The organism is Nitrosospira sp. CT (genome assembly GCF_059489795.1).
Map to the genome: position 1 here is coordinate 50,101 of NZ_JCAHZJ010000002.1, position 17,836 is coordinate 67,936.

At 53.1% G+C, this 17,836-nt stretch carries 17 protein-coding genes; 7 read left to right on the top strand and 10 right to left on the bottom strand.

What is annotated here, in order from left to right:
• Positions 1-105 precede the first annotated feature (105 nt).
• The gene (locus AC52W5_RS00225; protein WP_495669512.1) at positions 106-804 is read right to left on the bottom strand and encodes a GNAT family N-acetyltransferase; all 699 of its coding nucleotides are present in this window, start codon (positions 802-804) and stop codon (positions 106-108) included.
• A 133-nt stretch (positions 805-937) separates the two neighbouring features.
• Between AC52W5_RS00225 and AC52W5_RS00230 the strand changes: the two genes are divergently transcribed.
• The 3 genes from AC52W5_RS00230 (at position 938) to AC52W5_RS00240 (ending at position 3,855) form a co-directional block, all read left to right on the top strand.
• Entirely contained in the window at positions 938-1,612 is a 675-nt protein-coding gene (locus tag AC52W5_RS00230) for a thiopurine S-methyltransferase (protein ID WP_495669513.1), read from the top strand.
• A gap of 165 nt (positions 1,613-1,777) precedes the next feature.
• Entirely contained in the window at positions 1,778-2,323 is a 546-nt protein-coding gene (locus AC52W5_RS00235) for a Slp family lipoprotein (protein WP_495669514.1), read from the top strand.
• A gap of 269 nt (positions 2,324-2,592) precedes the next feature.
• The gene (locus tag AC52W5_RS00240; RefSeq protein ID WP_495669515.1) at positions 2,593-3,855 is read left to right on the top strand and encodes a hypothetical protein; all 1,263 of its coding nucleotides are present in this window, start codon (positions 2,593-2,595) and stop codon (positions 3,853-3,855) included.
• A gap of 230 nt (positions 3,856-4,085) precedes the next feature.
• Here AC52W5_RS00240 and AC52W5_RS00245 read toward each other — a convergent pair whose 3' ends face one another.
• The 3 genes from AC52W5_RS00245 to AC52W5_RS00255 form a co-directional block, all read right to left on the bottom strand.
• Entirely contained in the window at positions 4,086-4,472 is a 387-nt protein-coding gene (locus AC52W5_RS00245; protein ID WP_074974836.1) for a TIR domain-containing protein, read from the bottom strand.
• A gap of 97 nt (positions 4,473-4,569) precedes the next feature.
• Entirely contained in the window at positions 4,570-4,959 is a 390-nt protein-coding gene (locus AC52W5_RS00250; RefSeq protein WP_074974837.1) for a RidA family protein, read from the bottom strand.
• Positions 4,960-5,034: 75 nt separating this feature from the next.
• Complete coding sequence (locus AC52W5_RS00255) at positions 5,035-5,502, bottom strand: hypothetical protein (protein WP_495669516.1); 468 nt, start codon at positions 5,500-5,502, stop codon at positions 5,035-5,037.
• Positions 5,503-5,944: 442 nt separating this feature from the next.
• On the opposite strand from AC52W5_RS00255, the gene AC52W5_RS00260 reads away from it, so the two are divergent.
• Together AC52W5_RS00260 and AC52W5_RS00265 are read left to right on the top strand one after the other, a co-directional pair.
• On the top strand, positions 5,945-6,517 hold the full coding sequence (locus AC52W5_RS00260; RefSeq protein ID WP_495669517.1) for a hypothetical protein: 573 nt from the start codon (positions 5,945-5,947) through the stop codon (positions 6,515-6,517).
• A 56-nt stretch (positions 6,518-6,573) separates the two neighbouring features.
• Positions 6,574-6,726, top strand: coding sequence for a hypothetical protein (locus AC52W5_RS00265; protein WP_495669518.1), 153 nt, complete (start codon positions 6,574-6,576; stop codon positions 6,724-6,726).
• A gap of 73 nt (positions 6,727-6,799) precedes the next feature.
• Here AC52W5_RS00265 and AC52W5_RS00270 read toward each other — a convergent pair whose 3' ends face one another.
• The 6 genes from AC52W5_RS00270 to AC52W5_RS00295 form a co-directional block, all read right to left on the bottom strand.
• On the bottom strand, positions 6,800-9,184 hold the full coding sequence (locus tag AC52W5_RS00270) for a sucrose synthase (protein ID WP_495669519.1): 2,385 nt from the start codon (positions 9,182-9,184) through the stop codon (positions 6,800-6,802).
• Entirely contained in the window at positions 9,168-11,333 is a 2,166-nt protein-coding gene (locus AC52W5_RS00275) for an HAD-IIB family hydrolase (protein ID WP_074974841.1), read from the bottom strand. The genes AC52W5_RS00270 and AC52W5_RS00275 overlap by 17 nt, the downstream gene beginning before the upstream one ends.
• 7 nt (positions 11,334-11,340) lie before the next feature.
• Complete coding sequence (locus tag AC52W5_RS00280) at positions 11,341-12,255, bottom strand: carbohydrate kinase family protein (RefSeq protein WP_495669520.1); 915 nt, start codon at positions 12,253-12,255, stop codon at positions 11,341-11,343.
• A 457-nt stretch (positions 12,256-12,712) separates the two neighbouring features.
• Positions 12,713-13,447 carry a bifunctional demethylmenaquinone methyltransferase/2-methoxy-6-polyprenyl-1,4-benzoquinol methylase UbiE gene (ubiE, locus tag AC52W5_RS00285; protein ID WP_495669521.1) on the bottom strand — a complete coding sequence of 245 codons (735 nt, stop codon included), beginning with the start codon at positions 13,445-13,447 and terminating at the stop codon, positions 12,713-12,715.
• 56 nt (positions 13,448-13,503) lie between these two features.
• Positions 13,504-13,923 (bottom strand): gamma-butyrobetaine hydroxylase family protein, encoded by a 420-nt coding sequence (locus tag AC52W5_RS00290; RefSeq protein ID WP_074974844.1) that lies wholly within the window; start codon positions 13,921-13,923, stop codon positions 13,504-13,506.
• 424 nt (positions 13,924-14,347) lie between these two features.
• Positions 14,348-14,857: a DUF1269 domain-containing protein gene (locus AC52W5_RS00295; RefSeq protein ID WP_074974845.1), complete on the bottom strand. Its 510-nt coding sequence runs from the start codon at positions 14,855-14,857 to the stop codon at positions 14,348-14,350.
• 232 nt (positions 14,858-15,089) lie between these two features.
• On the opposite strand from AC52W5_RS00295, the gene AC52W5_RS00300 reads away from it, so the two are divergent.
• On the top strand, positions 15,090-16,214 hold the full coding sequence (locus AC52W5_RS00300) for an S-(hydroxymethyl)glutathione dehydrogenase/class III alcohol dehydrogenase (RefSeq protein WP_495669522.1): 1,125 nt from the start codon (positions 15,090-15,092) through the stop codon (positions 16,212-16,214).
• Positions 16,215-16,251: 37 nt separating this feature from the next.
• Positions 16,252-17,121, top strand: a complete 870-nt coding sequence (gene fghA / locus AC52W5_RS00305) for an S-formylglutathione hydrolase (RefSeq protein WP_495669523.1) — start codon at positions 16,252-16,254, stop codon at positions 17,119-17,121.
• Positions 17,122-17,836: the final 715 nt, after the last annotated feature.

Consider the following 17,836-nt stretch of genomic DNA (forward strand, 5'->3'; position numbering starts at 1 on the left):
TGAGGTTACTTCCTTCAACTCCTCGCAACCTTTCAGGGACTTGATTATTCTGGTGCCTTCGATTGCCCCGGCGAGCGCGAGTTCCACACTTATTTCAGTGACGAATCATTGGACCAGCAGAGCATCGGGACGTAATTTTAGCTGAACATGTCCGGACTTCCCAAACGACAAGTGAAGGAAGGGAGAAATAGTGGCAGCCATGAACTGCAACTGCCCAGCCTGCAAGAATAGTGTGCGTCCCACACATTTCCACCCCAGGTGGCTGTGCGCCCGGCGGGAGGCGATGTTCGTCCGGGTGACACGGCTGAAGGTATATTTTATCCCTCGCTCGTTAAGATATTGATTGGCTCCGTTCCACATACCGATAAATCCGCGGCCCATGCGATATTCGGGAAAAAGGTAGAAGTCGAAATCGAAGACCGCTTCGCCGATCGGCGATACCAGGAAGATGCAGCGAACCTCGTCTTCTTCGTAAGCATAGGGACAGAACCACATATATCCGATAAATTTTCCTTTCTGAAAAGCGCCAAGGCAAACCGCATTCTGCTCGAAACGGGCTTCCTTTATGTCTGACCCCGCCGGCATGAGATCCACTTCCGGATCACCTCGTTTGATCTCGCGAATTTCAAGATTCCTGCTTAACCGCTCGGGGATAAGTGGCTCTTTGTGAATCGGCTGGACCATAATATCGTAGAAATACAGTCGCAGGCCGGGAGAAATACTCGCGAGAAAACGATCTGACACATACAACAGGCCAGCAAAAAATCCAAATTCCTTAAAAAGTGCAGCAAGTTTTTGAAGCATTTCGTAGTTATGGGCAGGATAATTTTGGCGAAATTTTATATCGGCGAAACATTGCCGGTTTAATCTTTTGCGAACTCAAGTGGATGGCGACAGGATAAATTTATCTTAAATAATGCCGGGAGAACACAGGAAAATGAAAAAAGAATACTGGCTGGAACGCTGGAGGCAGGAAGAAATCGGTTTTCACCAGAGCGAAGTCAATCCGTATTTGCGCCAGTATTGGCGTGAATTAAAGGTTGAGCCGGAGAAACAGGTTCTCGTTCCCCTCTGCGGTAAAAGCTGTGACATGATATGGCTTCGCGAACAGAATCTTTCCGTGCTGGGCGTGGAATTAAGCCCTTTGGCAGTAGAGGCGTTCTTCAAGGAAAACGCATATTCTCCTCGCCACACAACCGTGGGGAAATTCGATCGCTGGGATGCGAACGGCATCCGCATCCTGTGCGGAGATTTTTTCGACTTGGAAAAAGATGACCTGGCAGAGGTGGGCGCGGTGTATGACCGTGCCTCCCTGGTCGCGCTGCCCCCGGAAACCCGCTGTGCATACGCAAACCACTTGCTGCGCATCTTGCCGCCCGCAATCCCGATACTGCTCGTTACTTTCGATTATCCCGAGTCCGAAATGTCCGGTCCGCCTTTTGCGGTTTCCACACGCGAAGTAGAGGCGCTTTACGGAAAACACGTGGATATTCGCCTGCTCGCAAAACTCGACGTGCTGGCGGAAAACCCGCGCTTTCAGCAACGAGGCATAAGCCGACTTCAGGAAAGCATCTTCCTGCTCACGACACTGACGGATAAACCCATCCGCTGACAGCCTGCCAGTCGTGAGAAAGTATTCAAAGGCGCCCTATTAATGGGTCGTATTTTTAACCCAGATTAAACTATGCTTGTAGTGGCTCTATTAAGAAATTCCAATTCTAGGTGAAGATGGTAAATAAACAATCCGTGGGCCGTGTTTTCATGAAAGGAAAAAAAGATGAGACCATACTTGTTATTCGTCTGTATCTCCTTGAGCGCGTGCGTCGGACTGCCGGCAGCAGTGCGAGACGTACCGGTGGCAAAAGTCGGTTATGGCGAAGTGAGTCAGGACCCGAACAGCTATAAGGATACGTCCGTCCGTTGGGGAGGCGTGGTGATTGATGTTGAAAATGAAGAAAACTTCACCCTGGTGCAGGTGCTGTCCTATCCCCTCAATTATTCCGGACGGCCACAACTGAACAAACAGAGCGAGGGACGTTTCGTAATCAAGAGTTCCGAATTTCTGGATCCCGCAGTTTATGCAAAGGATAGAGAAATCACAGTTGCGGGAACAATCGAAGGTGATATCGAGCGTACGATAGGAAAAAAACACGTACGTCTGCCTCTGCTTTCTTCCAAAGGCATTTATTTATGGCCGGTGTACCAATATCAGGCTTACACTTATGGCGGGCCGGGCTACGGCTTCAGTCCATACTTCGGATATGGGTATTATTATGGCGGACCCTACTGGGGAGGATTCTACCGCCCCTACTGGTGGTATTAGAAACCCTTTGATAAGTCCTCCTTGAGCATTCTCGGTAAAGTCGGGATAATCATCACCCGGGATGGGCATGCGTCGGCTGCACGGCGCGGTTTGCATGCCATTGGGATTGTTGTGATCTGTTCCGCCTTTTTTGAGAAAGCGATTTGAGTATCGGTCAAAACGTCGTTTTTCTTTATCTTCCCTCAGCAAATCTCCAAGGACGTAGATGCCATGGTCCGGAATACGGCATCGTGCGCCCTCTGTCCTGAGCGACACTTCAATAAAATTTCATGCGCAAACTTCTGATTGTCTCGGCTGGATTGCTATTGAGTTTTTCCCTGGTCCTAGCCGTCGTAATCTCGCTCGCCATTGAAGATCGTCCACGCGTCAACCGTCAGGTCGTCCTGACACCGGATCACATAGAACGCGCAAAGCGCATTGTGGATAAGCATCGTTACTGGGTACGTCCGGGAATGTTCGCTGCTGCAAGGATAATGCCGGCGGATGCGGATCTGGCCGTAAATTATCTGGCGCGCAGACTCCTGAAAGGCAGCGCTCACCTCACCCTTGCCCATCGAAGCGCAGGGATCCGCCTCAGCATCCCCCTTTCCGAGACTCCACTCAGGCGCTACTCGGATAGATATCTCAACATTCAGGCATCTTTAGTCGAGACCGATCGCCTGCCACAACTCAGATCGATCCAGATCGGCAAACTTTCGTTACCCGACGCGCTTGCGGACATGCTCATGCCCCGGCTACTGGAATGGTTAAGAGAAAGCCCGGAATATAAGGCCAGTTTGGACTCACTTCGGATGGTAAAGGTTTCTCCGGATGAATTGACCATTGTTTATCGTTGGCGCGGCGGCCTCTCCCACGGCATGAAGGCCTCGATCATAGGCGAAGAGGAGCGCGAACGTTTGCTTCGTTATCAACGTCTGCTGGTGGAAAGCAGCAGAACTGGGGAGAAAGAATTATCGCTGTCGGACGTGCTTTCACCGCTCATGCGCGCAGCAGTTGGGCAATCGACGGAGACTGACGCGCGTGCTGAAAACCGTGCCCTTATTCTGGTTGCCACAGCACATGTGCTGGGTATTTCACTGAAGCGGATTCTTCCAGGAAAAACAACCTGGCCCCGAGCCCAGCCTCAGGTTGTAACACTGGATGGCCGTGATGATTTTGCCAAGCACTTCATGGTTTCCGCCGCTATCGCTGCCTATGCCGATACGGCACTCGCGGATGCAATCGGGTTGTACAAGGAATTCGAGGACTCCCGCCATGGCAGCGGCTTCTCCTTTAACGATCTTGCTGCAGATCACGCAGGCACAAAATTTGGAGAAAAGGCGGTAGCAAGCGAGACATCAGCCCAGCAACTTCAGTATCGTGTCCTTTCCGACATTGGGGACACGGATCTGATGCCCCCCTGGTCCGACCTGCCGGAATTCATGACGGAGGCCGAGTTCAAAAAACGCTTTGGGGGAATCGGAGCGCCCGCCTATGAGGAAATGATGCGGACTATCGAACAACGGGTGGCGGATCTGGGCGTGTTGCAATAAGCGTTTTCTCGACTCAACCGAATGGTTCCATCGGGAGCATCGATACTCTTCAGCAATACTCTTACGGCCGGGCTTTCACTTCCGTCGAAGGCAACGGTCGAACTTGGCTCAGGCTGAGAGCGCCTTCTGACAGGTTTCCCCGGGTTATGGAAGATGGTATATGAAAAACTGACATGCTCCGGTCGGCAATATCCGGTTTTTTGCCGCCCGGAGTGCTCAGGAAAAAATGCTTATAGTCTGTTGAGGAACGATGAGATCGTCGGCCAGGTCCACGCATCGATCTCGCGGTCTCCAACGGGTTCAGGCAGTTTGGAGGGGATCTTGTCAGAATCTCCGTGAATAAGCAGTACAGGCATTCTCGCATCGTAGGCGCAGCGCAGTTCCCATTGCTGCCCGTCGGCTCTGACATAGTTTTTGGTAATCAGGCCAATCACGCCATCACATCCCTTCACCGTCTCCCGGCATTCGTCTTTCCAGGAAGGCTCCCAGGACTGTTTGACAGGCATCTCCACAAAGGAAAATGTTGTTTGCTCCTTCAATTGCTCCAGAAGCTGATCGTGAGCACTCCTGTCCTTAAGTGCAAAACTGATAAAGATCCTGTTTGTTTTTTCAGCCATCAATTACCCCCTTCATTTGTTATTAGCGTGGAATCCCAAGTCCCAACCATCCTCTCTGCCAGCAGCGGCAGACCTCTCCCTTGATCGTTCAAATATCTCACGCTCCTGAGCCGCGCCTTGCGGTTACCTGTATCTCGATACGCATACGCGGATCTGACAGGCCAGCAGCCAGCATCATCGCCGCTGGCTTTACATCCCCGAGATATTTCCGGAATATGGGCCAGCACTTGGGGAAGTCGGCAGCATCAGGCAATATATAGGTGACGCGCACAATATCTCTCATGCTTGCCCCGGCCTCATCCAGAGCAGCGTCGATATTTCTGAAACATTGCTCAGCCTGCTCAAGAAGATCGTCCGAGATTGTCATTTTGCTGTAGTCAAAACCTGTCGTGCCTGAGACGAAGACCCAGTCACCCTCAACCACAGCCCTGGAGTAACCGATCTCCTGTTCGAAGGTGGATCCTGAACTGATCAATCTGCGTGTCATCTGAGGTTCCTGTTTTTTAGGGTCAGCAGGCGGATGAACCTCCACCGCTTTTCCGGATGTAGCCGATCGTGTTCCTCAGTGAGAGAAACACTGATTCTTGTCGGATACGACCGTGCATGCATATTTCATTTGCTGCACCTGGCCGGCACGATTGAATATGTATTCGGCCCGCAGCGCTTTAAATTGAGCATCTGTAAACGAAATCGAGTCAGCTACGTAACGTTCTTCATTCCAGAATCTGACCCTGCAGAAATCGGGTTCCGATCGGCATATCTTGCTGAGCGCAGCGCCATAAACCGCCTTATCCATATCCCGCTTGCCATCGATCAGGACCATATGGATATAGTTTTTTGAGTTGCCGAGCTGAATCGAGCGCACGAGGCGCCAGCCGTCTCCATGAGGCAATTCCCGCGATGAAGCCGATTGCGATTGTGATTGCGACTGTGATTCCGGTTGCTGCAACGAGAAGGCAGAGACGGGCCACGACAGAATAATAGAGAATGCAATCGCTATTACTCTCTTGTCCTTTACTCTCTTGTTCATGATACTCCTTTACGGAACTTCTCCGCACTGGTCAAAATCGGCAATAAAAAAAGAACGCGCCCCTCCACCTGTAAGGGAGAAACCGTGGCTCGCTCTGTTCTCAACCTGCCCTGTTCCCCTGGTTCTGGAACAAATAGCTCTGGTTCAAGAACTCTCAAGGGCTAAATCCAATTTATTCTATCAACAAAGAAAGGGGTCAACAAGAAAATACCAGTTGAGGAAAAGCCGTATTCCGGCGCCGCGGTGGGTAGAAATAATCTAGGAGCTTCGGTGCTGCAAGTTTAAATAGGCCTGATCGCCTGTCAGAAATCTTTACATTCTTCCCATATTTCTTCCATCAAACGTCTGTTCGGCCTTTGAAATCCGCGAATTAGCTCTTGGTATGAAGATTGCTTCATATAGTGTGAATGGGGTCTCCCGTAACCCGGATTGAATATTCCAGATGAACTTGCCGGCCTTTTTTTCTGTGGAACACGTGGAGCGGTACCACCATATCATCCAGGAATGGCTGGAAGTAAGCTGTCACTATGATCTATTGCTGTGGCTGCAAGGCGAGATGCAAGACTATCTGCCTCACGAGATCATGCTCGCTGCATGGGGAGATTTCGAGGCAGATGCTGTGTGTCATGACGTCGTCTCTGCCTTGCTCGAAGTGAGGAGCAAAAACTCCGATGCAAGGGCACTGCTACCCTTGCTCCAGGGTCTGTTCCGCCGCTGGCTCCAACTTGGCAAGGCTCCTTACGCTCTTGGTAGCGGCGAATATGGTTTCCTGATGGAAGAACGCGTCCTGCAATGTCCTCTGGGAGGGGCGCTGCAAGGTATGCATTCCATGTTGGTACATGGCATCAGCGACAAACGCGGGCAGCATGATTGTCTGTACGTGATGTTCAGTTCGAGCAGGAATATCTCCCCTTCCTCGATGAACGTCATCGGAATACTGCTTCCATACATCGACGCGGCATTCGGCCGCATCGATCCACCGCCCGGGAACAACGAAGCACCCTGGTTCCGTTAAATCCAGAGGAGTATGGATTCAGTCCTCGCGAAATCGCGATAATGGAGTGGACCCAGATGGGTAAAACGGTTTCTGAAACGGCTGCGATACTGGAGGTCAGCACTTTTACGGTAAAAAACTGCCTGCTGGATCTATTCCAGAAACTGCATGCTGCCGATCGTTCTCAAGTGATGCCGGCAGCAGAGAAAACATCGCCGAACAACAGATAAGCTTTCACAATTGACGACACGGCGCGCATTGGAACTGGTCTTTATTCTTTAAAAACGACATCATGACCGCCTTTTATTGGAGAAGCGCCTTTGCCACGGGCCGAAACTGCAAGTGATAGAACATGTTGAGGTAACGTATGGTTTCTTCGTGCTCCAGCTTACTGACGAACTTCCAGAAGCCGTAAATACGCGATAGCGTCATCATTCTTTCGGCATAGAGACGCCAGGTATAGCGCGCTTCGACCCTCTGCAAGGCCTTCTGGGAAACCTTGTCCCAAAAACCCGGATCGGCTGCCGCTCGCGCAAAAAAATCCGTCATGGCGGAAGCAGCCGCCAATCCATTGTTGGGATCGAAATGGTAGCCCGAAACTCCATGTTGAATGATTTCGCGCGGCCCCCCATAGCAGGTGGCAAATACAGGCAGGCCGGAGGCCATGGCCTCGATAATGGTCAGCCCGAATGCCTCGAATCGCGCCGGCTGAACAAAAATGCCGCGACGATCCGCCACGTGCCGGTACAACTCGCCGGCAAGATTCTTTTCCAGCCGGGTGCCAAGCCAGCGCATGCGTCCCTCCAGCTTGTACTCGTTCATGAGGGCATGCATGTGCTCGATCTCGGCACGCTCCTCGCTATCACTGGAGGCTGCTGGATCGATATGCCCGCCGATCACCAGAAGGTTGGCTGCGTCCGATAAGGATTGACACTGCCCGAACCATGCGACAAGGCCGGTAAGATTCTTCACCATGTCCAGGCGAGCCATTGTAAAAATCAAAGGTTTCGCAGGATCCGCGAAGTAGCCCCGGCAGGGCACGCCCGGATCATCCCTGTACAAGAGACGCTCGATGTCCGGAATCAGGGCGTCCAGACGCCGCTCGCGATCGAGATAAGAAAAATAAACTTCTGCATCCGCACCCGGCGAAACGATATTGAACTTGGGATCGAAAAGGTCAATGCCGTTCACCACCCGGTATAAGCCGGGCATCGTATAGTTCTGGTATGTTTCATATTGGCCTACCGTCTGCTCGGTACCGGCAATTTCCTGAAAGGTGCTGGTGATGATGAAATCAGCGCTGTTCATCGCAATGAGATCGGCGGTATATTGGCAGTTGAAGTGATACTGGGCTTCGTTCTCCCGCCAATACAACGCCGAGTGCAGGTACTTGCTCTGCTCCAGTGCATGCGCAATATTGCACTGCGTTACACCAATCCGTTTGGAAATCAGCGAGGCGACAAGATTTCCATCGGAATAGTTGCCTATGATCAGGTCGGGCCTACCGCTGAGTTGGGCCAGAGCTTCGCGTTCAATGTCATGCGCAAAATTTTCCAGGTATGGCCATATCTCGAACCGGGAAATCCAATGGCGAACGATTTCACCACTCCCTTTTCGGAATGGCACTCGCACGATCCAGGAATTCTGGGTACCGTGGATTTTTTCCAGGGGCTGGTGGCAAAGTGTATCGCCCGCGTCAGGAATGAGGCGCGTGCCAATCAGGATTTTTGGCGCGGCATCTATTCCCTGCAATATCAGGCGCTCGCTCATTTCCCGTTCCAGAGCCCGCACCTGATCGAGGATGTATACCACTTGGCCGCCCGTGTCCGGCAATCCCAACACGTTATCCTGACCGAAGTAGCCATGGGGAGACAGGATCAGCAGTTTCGAGATCATCGGAATACGGGCGAGGAAGCTTTCCAGGATCTGGGGAGAAGGGGCTTCCAGAATATCCACCAGCAAACTCATCGTCTCGCTCACACGGCCCACGCAATTTCCCCAGCCGGGTGCAAAACCGATACCTCCAAGGGGTTCGGCAACATCCTTCCACTCGGTATCCTCGGGATACTTCTCAAGCATGCTCAGAGCCCTGCGCAATCCGGAACGCAGCGCCGGCACATCGGCAAAATTGCCACCCAGCATCAACTGCTTCCCGTCCATGGAATGGACTGTCAGGAAATGCAGCAGCTTGTCCGACCCCAACCCCAGTTGCCCAAACAGCCCGCCGGCAAGTTGCTTGTTGAGGAAAATCACACCCTGCCCTATGGACCGGATTTCCTTGAGCTTTGGGGAACCGCGATTAAAAGGCGCAAAATCAATTTCCAGCACGGGCTCATTCGCCCCCTCCGGATTCACCAGCAGTTCCTTGAAAGCGAGATATTCCGACACGGTGACAGCCTCGGGAATTAGCCTATCCAGATGCAAGCGTGCGTACCACCAGCACCCCGCCTCCTCGCGGGCCGCCATGTAGACTAGTGGCGGCCGGCACACTGCTTCCTGCAGAGTGTTTACGATTTCTCGTACCTGCGAATCGGCAAGCAGATGGGCGTGGTCCGCGCTCAACGCATTAAAAACCGCTCCCAGATCGGAATGAAGCAAAAGCGGCCTTTCCAGTTCGAACCACCTGCGCAGAAGCGTATACATATCCCCGCGATGATCGGCAGCCCAGGCTTCAAATTTGTGCAGCATTTGCAGTCTCCATGATGGAAGTACCAAATTCATAATGCGCCATACCCTCTGCAATGCCGTCGGCATATGCGGACCGGGCAAAATAGATTTGCTCATTCCCTTTCAGGCTTGCGAGTTCGGAACTATGGTTGGCGACTATAACGCCGAGGGTGTCACCGATCAGCATTTCATGATCATTGCCGGAATCCCCCGCCACCAGAAACGCGCGTAGCGGCAGTCCCCACTTGTAGGCAAGATAACGTATTGCCCGCCCTTTGGACGCCCTCAGCGGCAACACGTCGAGATAAGTCTGTCGCGAGTAGATCAGGTGTGCTGACAGATTCTGCTCGCGCAACAAAGCACGGATTTTGGCTACTGATGGCATTTTTTCCGGATCCACGTTGTAGCTGAGCTTGAATTCGCGCTGGTTTTCGCCCGCCTGCAGCTTGAGTCCCGGCACTTTCTGCAATACGTTTTCAATGGCATCGCGGCGCCATAGATACTTGATCAGGTTTTGCCACCCGATATCCGGACGAAGTTCGGGACCATAATAGATTTCGCTGCCCACCGCGGTGATCAGCACATCGGGCAAGGGTACGCCCCATTCCTTCAATATTTTCACAGCGCTTTCCAGCGTGCGGCCAGTAGCGACACCAAAGCCCAGGTTGGGTGGCGTCGCCCGCAGGATAGCAAGAAGGCGACGCAGGGCAGCACGGTCGCCGAGCAGGGTATTGTCTATATCCGTGATGAGCATATGCGATATCAAGGGCAGCGGGCGCGGTTGCCTTTGATATATCGCCAGGTTCCGGCGGATGCGCTTGCGCTCCTGATGCAGCAGACGCGACAGAACGTGCAGATATCTCCTGACATGCGCCTCCCACGTGTAGTGGTTTTTTACCCCTGAAACGCCGTTCCGCGCCCAGCGCCGCCAGCGCATAGGGTCAGCAAGCGCATACTCGATCGCTTCGGCAATCGCGCCGGTGTCCGATGGATTTACCAGTATCCCATTTTTGCAGTTCGCCACGATATCCCGCGGTCCTCCATCTTCTGTCGCGATAATGGGAAGTCCACTGGCGGCGGCTTCGATCAGTGTAAGACCGAAGGGTTCGGTAAGCGCCGGATTGATGAACACGCCGCGGCGCTGGGCTGCGAGACGGTAGAAACCGGCGATGTCGGAAGGTTTGTGGTGTTTGGGCAGCGCCACCTTGCCCCATAAATCGTAGCGGTCGATATCCAGCAGCAGATCGGTCATCACTTCGTTCTGGGCAGCATCCAGTTGACGGATGTCATCCCGGTTGCCCGCCACGATGGCGAGATTGGCCTGTTCATGCAGTTTGGGCGAACTGCCGAAGGCGGCAACCAGCGCCCCCAGATTTTTTCGAATTTCAGGACGGCAAATGGTCAATACCAGGGGCTTGCGCGGGTGCGCGAGAAAGCGATCGATGAGATGCGCGGTCTCCACTTCCACTGGTTTTTGACGGCTGGGAGGAGAAAAACGCGATATATCAGTTCCCGGCGGAATGACAACCGCGCGTTCCGGGCGATAGTTGGTGTAGAGCCCATATTGCTCGACGCTTTCCTGAGGCGTGCTGGTTATGACCAGGCTAGCATGTTGCAGTACGGCTTCCTCTGTGGCTATTCGCCGGTAGAAGCTGAATTGGCGCTCCAGTGCCTGCGGCTTCCGGCCTTGTGCCAGCAGGCGTTGTTGCTTGCTGCGTCCCAGGGAGTGCCCGGTATGAATCTGAGGGATGCCCAATAGTTGGGAAAGCTGCATGCCGACATATCCAGCGTCGGCATAATGACTGTGAATGACATCCGGCAAGCGCTTCTGCCCGCGGAGAAAAAGCAGCGCGCGATCCACCAGTTGATCCAGATAGGGCCAAAGGCTTTCCTTGCGCAGATAGCGGCGGGGGCCGCACTGAAGGCGGATAATGCGCGCGTTGTTGCCCAGCGTTTCCTCAAGACGGGCATAATCCGCGGAAACCGAAGGATCTTCTATCCTTCGCGTGAGCAGATCCACCTTGCCGACCTGGGGCTGACGCGCGAGTGCTCGCGCCAACTCCACTACATACAGCACCTGGCCGCCGGTATCCGCATCGCACCCCAACTCCATGTCGTTTCCCCGAATCAGCCCGTGCAGGCTCAGCATCAGTATGTATAACTCTTTCATCCGTCTCCTAACCGTCCACTGACCACTGTCTGATGAACGGTTCGTAAAAATCATCGTGTTCGGGAATGGCCCCCCGTATTCCGCAAATTGCGCCGGCAAATTGCTGTGCCTGCTTCAAGATGATGGGCTTACCCCATCCCTGCAACAGGCCGAATATGAAGACCGCAGAGAACGCATCACCCGCTCCCACCGTGTCGACAACATCCACTGCCTTGTCCGGCGCGATCGATATTTTTTCTCCCGCTCGCTCCAGCCACCAGGCACCGGCTGCGCCGCAAGTAACGAGCATCCCGCGCAACTGATATCGCTCAATCAGCGCTCTGGCCTGAGCCTCGGCAACAGGCTCATCCATATTCAACAGTTGAGCGATGCGATCCAGTTCATCGTCGTTCGCCTTAACGATATCAGCATGCCGCAGCGACCAGTGCAGTCGTTCGCCATAAATCCAGGGATCGCGCAGATTGACATCAAAAAAACGTTGACCGCTGGTTGCGCGCAGCATATGGCGCAGCGCGCGATGCGAATCGGCGCGCTGCGCCAGTGTTCCGAAATAGACCATTTCCGGGTTTGCCGCAAGCGCAGCCACCCGTGCCAGACGTGGATGAATATGATCGTAGGCCTGGTTAGGGACAATATTGAACCGATGCCCTTCCGCCCCCAGATGAACCGCTACCACGCCTGTAGGATAAACCGAGTCAAGCTGTACACCATGCGTGCTCAATCCGGCCCTCTCCATCGTCTGCAACAGACGCGCACCCTCCGCATCCTGGCCTATCCGGCTCACGAGAACAGGTGCACAGCCAAAGGCGCGCAAATGGCGGGCAACATTGAGAGGTGCGCCACCGACCACATCCCCGCCGGGGAACCGGTCTATCAGTATTTCGCCAAAAAGGAGCACCGAGTGGTGGACGTCGAGCATCATGATAACTTGAAAAAATCGGTCGCGAATCTGCTCCGGGTTCGCCGACGCACATGAACGGGTCTTCCTTATACTTCCGTGGGAAGCCATGGGAAAAGAGGGATATTGCCTGCTATACAAGCACCTCCAGCAATACCTGCACAAAGCTTTTTTAAAGCGGGTGCATATGGCATCGATTCAGAAGCTTATTGCCTGTCGCGCTGCTGCTCCCGAAGCGCCTCCCTGCGGATAAAGGAAGAAGGAAGCATCAGGAGAAAATTCAGGGAAAAATGAAGAACACTCCGCTCTTATCTGCCATAATTACCGCTCCTTTTGCCTCTTTTCCATCCGCCTGCGAAAGCAGGAATAACAACAGGAAAAACTAACAATATTATCAGCTGCGGAAAGGATTTCTGTACGGTAGCAGACATACGGCGGGAAGAAAGCCTGCCAGCTTCCGGGCTAGTTTTTCGAAAGATTTCTAGAACTTGTACCCGCGATGCAGTGCTACCGCGTTTGCGGCAAGATTGAAATATTCCACGCGCTCGAATCCGGCTTTCTGCATCAGTTGCTTCAACTCCTCCTGCCCGGGATGCACGCGGATGGATTCGGCAAGATATCGGTAGCTGTCCGGGTCCTTTGCGACGAAACCACCCATCGCGGGAAGTACTTTGAACGAGTAGAGATCGTAGAGCCGTTGCAGAGGTTTCCATACCCTGGAAAATTCAAGCACGATAACGCAGCCACCGGGGCGCAATACGCGTAGCATTTCTTTCAACGCAACATCCTTGTGCGTCATGTTCCTCAGGCCAAAAGCAACGCTTACGCAATCGAAGTAATTGGTGGGGAATGGCAGCTTTTCCGCATCGCACTGTGCAACCGGCACGGCAGCACCTTCATCCAGCAAACGATCGCGGCCAATGGCCAGCATGGAATTGTTGATATCGGTCAGCCAGACCTCTCCCCTGCTCCCCACCTGCTCAAGGAAGAGCGAACTCAGATCCGCCGTTCCTCCGGCAATATCCAGCACACGGTTACCTGACCGGACTCCGCTCACCTCAACTGCAAATCGCTTCCACAGCCGATGCATGCCCCCAGACATCAGGTCATTCATCAGGTTATAACGTTCCGCAACAGAATCAAACACACCTGCTACCTCGCGTGCTTTCTCCGTTTCCGACACGGTCTTAAAGCCGAAATGGGTAGTTCTCGTCATCGATGTTCAAACTTAAATAAAGGGTAGAGGGAGAAGAAGCCTTGTTCCGGATAGTCTCAGCTTTTTGCCGCTGATTCCCGGTTCGAACCCGGTAAATGCCCGGCCGGTTCCCGGCTGGCTCCCGCTTCTTCCATTCGGCGCAGGTAACGCTGCCACATTTCATCCTGGTGCAGGCCATATTCGTAGAGCAGATCCCAGGAATAAAGCCCGGTATTATGGCCATCAGAAAAAGTCAGCTGGATCGCATAGTTGCCCACCGGATCGATACGATTGATATTCACCTCTTTCTTACCGGTCTGCAGCACTTCCTGGCCGGGGCTATGACCCCGCACTTCTGCCGAGGGCGAATACACTCGCAGGAACTCGCTGGTGGACCGGAACGTCTTTCCATTACTGAAAGTGATTTCCAGCAACCGTGATTTTCGGTGCAACTTGATTTCGACGGGAACAGGCGTGTTTTTACTCAAGCCAGCCATTGCCTTTCTCCAGTTTGATCCAGGTTGGGAATGGCAAATGATAAACCAGTAGGGGCAAAACTAAAACCTTGACGGCAACTGGATGTGATTTCCGGCAAAATCGGGTACTGCAAAGATTGCGATACGAAAATGCAGATCCCGACCAGAAGAACCAGGGACAGAAGAGAGGTATCCGGAAATAGGTCAACAGAATTCCGCCGGCTCCCGTGCCTTTACGAGAACCAGCCCAGCCTATCCGCGCGCACCTTTGCCCCTCACCGCGGATCAATGCAGATTATCTGCTGATAAAATCATTATAGCATACGCAATTCTCACTGCTCCTCGTCGCTGTGCGATGCCACCTTTCCCGCCCACCTTGCAACTGAACTGAGTGCAACATTATTCCATTGCGCAATTCAAAGCGCGGGTGGCGCAGACTGCCCGATCACGGAAAAGCAGGCTGTTTCGGTTCGGTTCCTTCAATCTCTACAGTCGGTAAATGATTTTTTATGCGCGCCTCGATCTCCTCGACACGAGCTTTTGGCACATCAGCCAGTACGAGCAATTGACCTGCTTCGATCGCCTGTTCAAACTGCTTTATTCTCGAGCTTGCCGCACTCACACCAATCAGGCTTCCCGCCCAGGCGCCGACACCTGCTCCTGCAAGCGCGCTTCCCAGCACAATACCGCCCGCAATTACCGTGGATGCTGGCGGCAGAACGACCGCAACCAGTCCGGCCAGAGCCCCGGCGGTACCGCCTACCGCCAGTCCCCGTTCCACCGCGGGAATGAAGTCAGTCTTCTGCAACAGGCTGGCCTCGGGCAGATCCTCAAGCTCGGTACCGCGCTTGGCCACCACATGAATGTGTTTTTCCCCTATTCGGGATAGAAGCAGCTCATCGACAATGCGTTTGGTCGTCGAAATGTCGGGAACCAGAAAGTATATTCTTCGCATCATGATCTCCTGATAGTGGTTAACAAGGCAAATCACCAGCGTGCAGAATATTCAAAATATTCAAAACCGGCTGATTTCAGCATAGGACAGGTCAACCGAAAAAGCAAACTAACACTCCGAGTAGGGGAATCAGAAAATGATGGATACTGATTTACTCATACCACATTTGTAAGTCGCCCGCATCCTCCTGCATACTAACGCGAGATCGTGCAAAATAAGGAGCATACGTTACATGGATACGATAAAAACCCGTGCGGCAGTGGCTTGGGCTCCAGGCCAGCCTTTGAAGATCGAGGAAGTGGACTTGATGCCGCCAAGGAAAGGCGAGGTGCTGGTGCGCATAGTCGCTACGGGAGTCTGTCATACAGACGCATATACTTTGTCCGGAAAAGACCCTGAAGGCAAATTTCCGACTATTCTGGGGCATGAAGGCGGCGGCATCGTCGAGGCGGTCGGCGAGGGCGTGACCAGCGTGGCGGCAGGCGATCACGTCATTCCGCTGTACACCCCCGAATGTGGCGAGTGCAAATTCTGCAGATCGGGGAAAACCAACCTGTGCCAGGCGATAAGGGCAACTCAGGGACAGGGGCTGATGCCGGATGGCACTACCCGTTTTTCGAAGGATGGCAAACCCATTTATCATTACATGGGCACTTCGACTTTTTCCGAATATACGGTAATCCCTGAAATTGCACTGGCCAGGATCAGCAAGGAAGCACCACTGGAAAAGGTCTGCCTGCTCGGCTGCGGCGTTACGACCGGCTTGGGCGCGGTGACCAATACTGCAAAGGTAAAGGCGGGCGATACGGTAGCGGTATTCGGTCTGGGTGGCATAGGCCTGGCCACTATAATCGGCGCTGTCATGGCCAAAGCTGGACGCATCATCGCTATCGATATCAATCCGGGCAAGTTTGAAATTGCGCGTCAATTGGGCGCTACCGATGTGGTGAATCCCAAAGACCACGACAAGCCCATCCAGGAGGTGATCATCGAGATGACCGATGGAGGCGTGGATTTTTCCTTCGAATGCATCGGCAATGTAAAGGTCATGCGCTCGGCCCTGGAATGTTGTCATAAGGGTTGGGGGGAATCGGTGATTATCGGCGTTGCCGGGGCAGGAGAAGAAATCTGCACCCGCCCCTTTCAGCTCGTTACCGGCCGCGTGTGGCGCGGCTCCGCTTTTGGGGGAGTGAAGGGCCGCAGCGAACTGCCCGGCTATGTGCAGCGCTATCTCGATGGAGAATTCGAGCTGGATACCTTCATTACCCACACGATGGGATTGGAGGATATCAACAAGGCATTCGACCTCATGCATGAGGGCAAGTCCATCCGCACGGTGATACATTTCGACAAATGATTGGTGCGGTTTCCGTTAACCGCAAAGGTTTGTACCCATGAATCAGAATCCAGAGGAGTTGCAGCTTCTCTCATCGCATCGTTCGTTCGACGGATGGCAAAAACGCTACAGGCATTTTTCGCCATCGCTGAACTGCGAAATGAATTTTTCCATCTATCTTCCACCGGCGACAGACCAGGGTGAAAAGGTACCTGCTGTCTATTGGCTGTCAGGCTTGACCTGCACGGATGAGAATTTCACGATTAAAGCCGGGGCGCAGCGGGCGGCAGCAGAATCTGGCATCGCGTTGATCATGCCAGACACCAGTCCGCGAGGAGAAAAGGTGGCGAGAGCAAGCGATAATGCGTACGACCTAGGATCGGGCGCGGGTTTCTACGTGAATGCCACGCAGGAGCCCTGGAGCCGGCATTACCGGATGTATGACTATATCGTCGATGAGTTGCCGGCCCTGATGGAGAAGCACTTTCCTCTTGCTGATCGCCGCTCGATCAGCGGTCATTCAATGGGAGGACATGGCGCTCTGATGATCGCCTTGCGCAACCCGAAGCGCTATCGATCAGTATCCGCCTTCGCACCTATCGTGAACCCTACCACCAGTCCCTGGGGCATAAAGGCCTTCAGTCACTACCTGGGAGATGACGTGAAGAACTGGTGGAACTATGATGCCTCTTTGCTTATAGAATCTGCACGCCCCTCGGAGTATCTGCCCATGCTGATCGATCAGGGCTCTGCCGATGAGTTTCTGGCCGAGCAATTGAAAATCGAACGCTTTATCGCCGCGTGCAATACGGTGAACTACCCTGTGCGAATCAACATGCGTGAAGGCTACGATCACAGCTATTTCTTTATCAGCACATTTATCGGAGAGCACCTGCGTTTTCACACAGACGCCCTCAAGAATCCTTGAACAGATTTCCTGGAACCTGTAAGCGGGATATTCCCATCCCCCAACTCCTGCGATAAATGGTGCGACAATTTGCCGCATTCCCAGAGGGGTTAAAATCCATTATTCTGCTCGTGACTTCTCCTTGAAGTTGCCAGTAGTACCGTGTTTGTTTTACGCATTATTTTCCTTCTACATTCGGGCTCGTCGCACATCACCCCACGATGTCATGAGCCCTTTTCTTTTTCTGATCGACTTGTCTGTTGCTGATGGAAGTACTTGAGTTTAGGAAGGGGGGAGTCGGGGCAAAATTTACCCATGATAAAATATGTTATCATGGGTAAAAATAGCAAAAGGGGAGAGGCAATTTTCTTCTGAAACAAGATTGGAGATGATTATCACCCGCTTGGCAAAACCGTGGCCTGGTTAATTCCGAATACTCCTCTTCATGATTCCAGTAAGGCGGCGGCAGTTGCCAAGCGCATCCGTAGCCGAGCAGTTACCCTAAAGCACGGTGGCGCTTTAGACTCGCAGGAATGCCTCCATCTGCCCGCTTCAGAAATCCAATAATTTGCTCATCCGTAAATCGCTTCTTCACGTCCATTCTCCTCTCGAAAAATGACCCTACCCCGATAAACCGTACCATTTAAAAGTAGAATTTCCGGCATGATTTTTACCTTTTTGGAAAGGAGTCATGACGTGAAGAAAAGCAAATTTACCGAGCAGCAGATTGCGTTTG

Coding starts and splice junctions, on each gene's coding strand:
- AC52W5_RS00225 (WP_495669512.1), bottom strand. CDS start 804: ATGCTTCAAAAACTTGCTGCACTTTTTAAGGAATTTGGATTTTTTGCT.
- AC52W5_RS00230 (WP_495669513.1), top strand. CDS start 938: ATGAAAAAAGAATACTGGCTGGAACGCTGGAGGCAGGAAGAAATCGGT.
- AC52W5_RS00235 (WP_495669514.1), top strand. CDS start 1,778: ATGAGACCATACTTGTTATTCGTCTGTATCTCCTTGAGCGCGTGCGTC.
- AC52W5_RS00240 (WP_495669515.1), top strand. CDS start 2,593: ATGCGCAAACTTCTGATTGTCTCGGCTGGATTGCTATTGAGTTTTTCC.
- AC52W5_RS00245 (WP_074974836.1), bottom strand. CDS start 4,472: ATGGCTGAAAAAACAAACAGGATCTTTATCAGTTTTGCACTTAAGGAC.
- AC52W5_RS00250 (WP_074974837.1), bottom strand. CDS start 4,959: ATGACACGCAGATTGATCAGTTCAGGATCCACCTTCGAACAGGAGATC.
- AC52W5_RS00255 (WP_495669516.1), bottom strand. CDS start 5,502: ATGAACAAGAGAGTAAAGGACAAGAGAGTAATAGCGATTGCATTCTCT.
- AC52W5_RS00260 (WP_495669517.1), top strand. CDS start 5,945: ATGAACTTGCCGGCCTTTTTTTCTGTGGAACACGTGGAGCGGTACCAC.
- AC52W5_RS00265 (WP_495669518.1), top strand. CDS start 6,574: ATGGGTAAAACGGTTTCTGAAACGGCTGCGATACTGGAGGTCAGCACT.
- AC52W5_RS00270 (WP_495669519.1), bottom strand. CDS start 9,184: ATGCTGCACAAATTTGAAGCCTGGGCTGCCGATCATCGCGGGGATATG.
- AC52W5_RS00275 (WP_074974841.1), bottom strand. CDS start 11,333: ATGAAAGAGTTATACATACTGATGCTGAGCCTGCACGGGCTGATTCGG.
- AC52W5_RS00280 (WP_495669520.1), bottom strand. CDS start 12,255: ATGATGCTCGACGTCCACCACTCGGTGCTCCTTTTTGGCGAAATACTG.
- ubiE (WP_495669521.1), bottom strand. CDS start 13,447: ATGACGAGAACTACCCATTTCGGCTTTAAGACCGTGTCGGAAACGGAG.
- AC52W5_RS00290 (WP_074974844.1), bottom strand. CDS start 13,923: ATGGCTGGCTTGAGTAAAAACACGCCTGTTCCCGTCGAAATCAAGTTG.
- AC52W5_RS00295 (WP_074974845.1), bottom strand. CDS start 14,857: ATGCGAAGAATATACTTTCTGGTTCCCGACATTTCGACGACCAAACGC.
- AC52W5_RS00300 (WP_495669522.1), top strand. CDS start 15,090: ATGGATACGATAAAAACCCGTGCGGCAGTGGCTTGGGCTCCAGGCCAG.
- fghA (WP_495669523.1), top strand. CDS start 16,252: ATGAATCAGAATCCAGAGGAGTTGCAGCTTCTCTCATCGCATCGTTCG.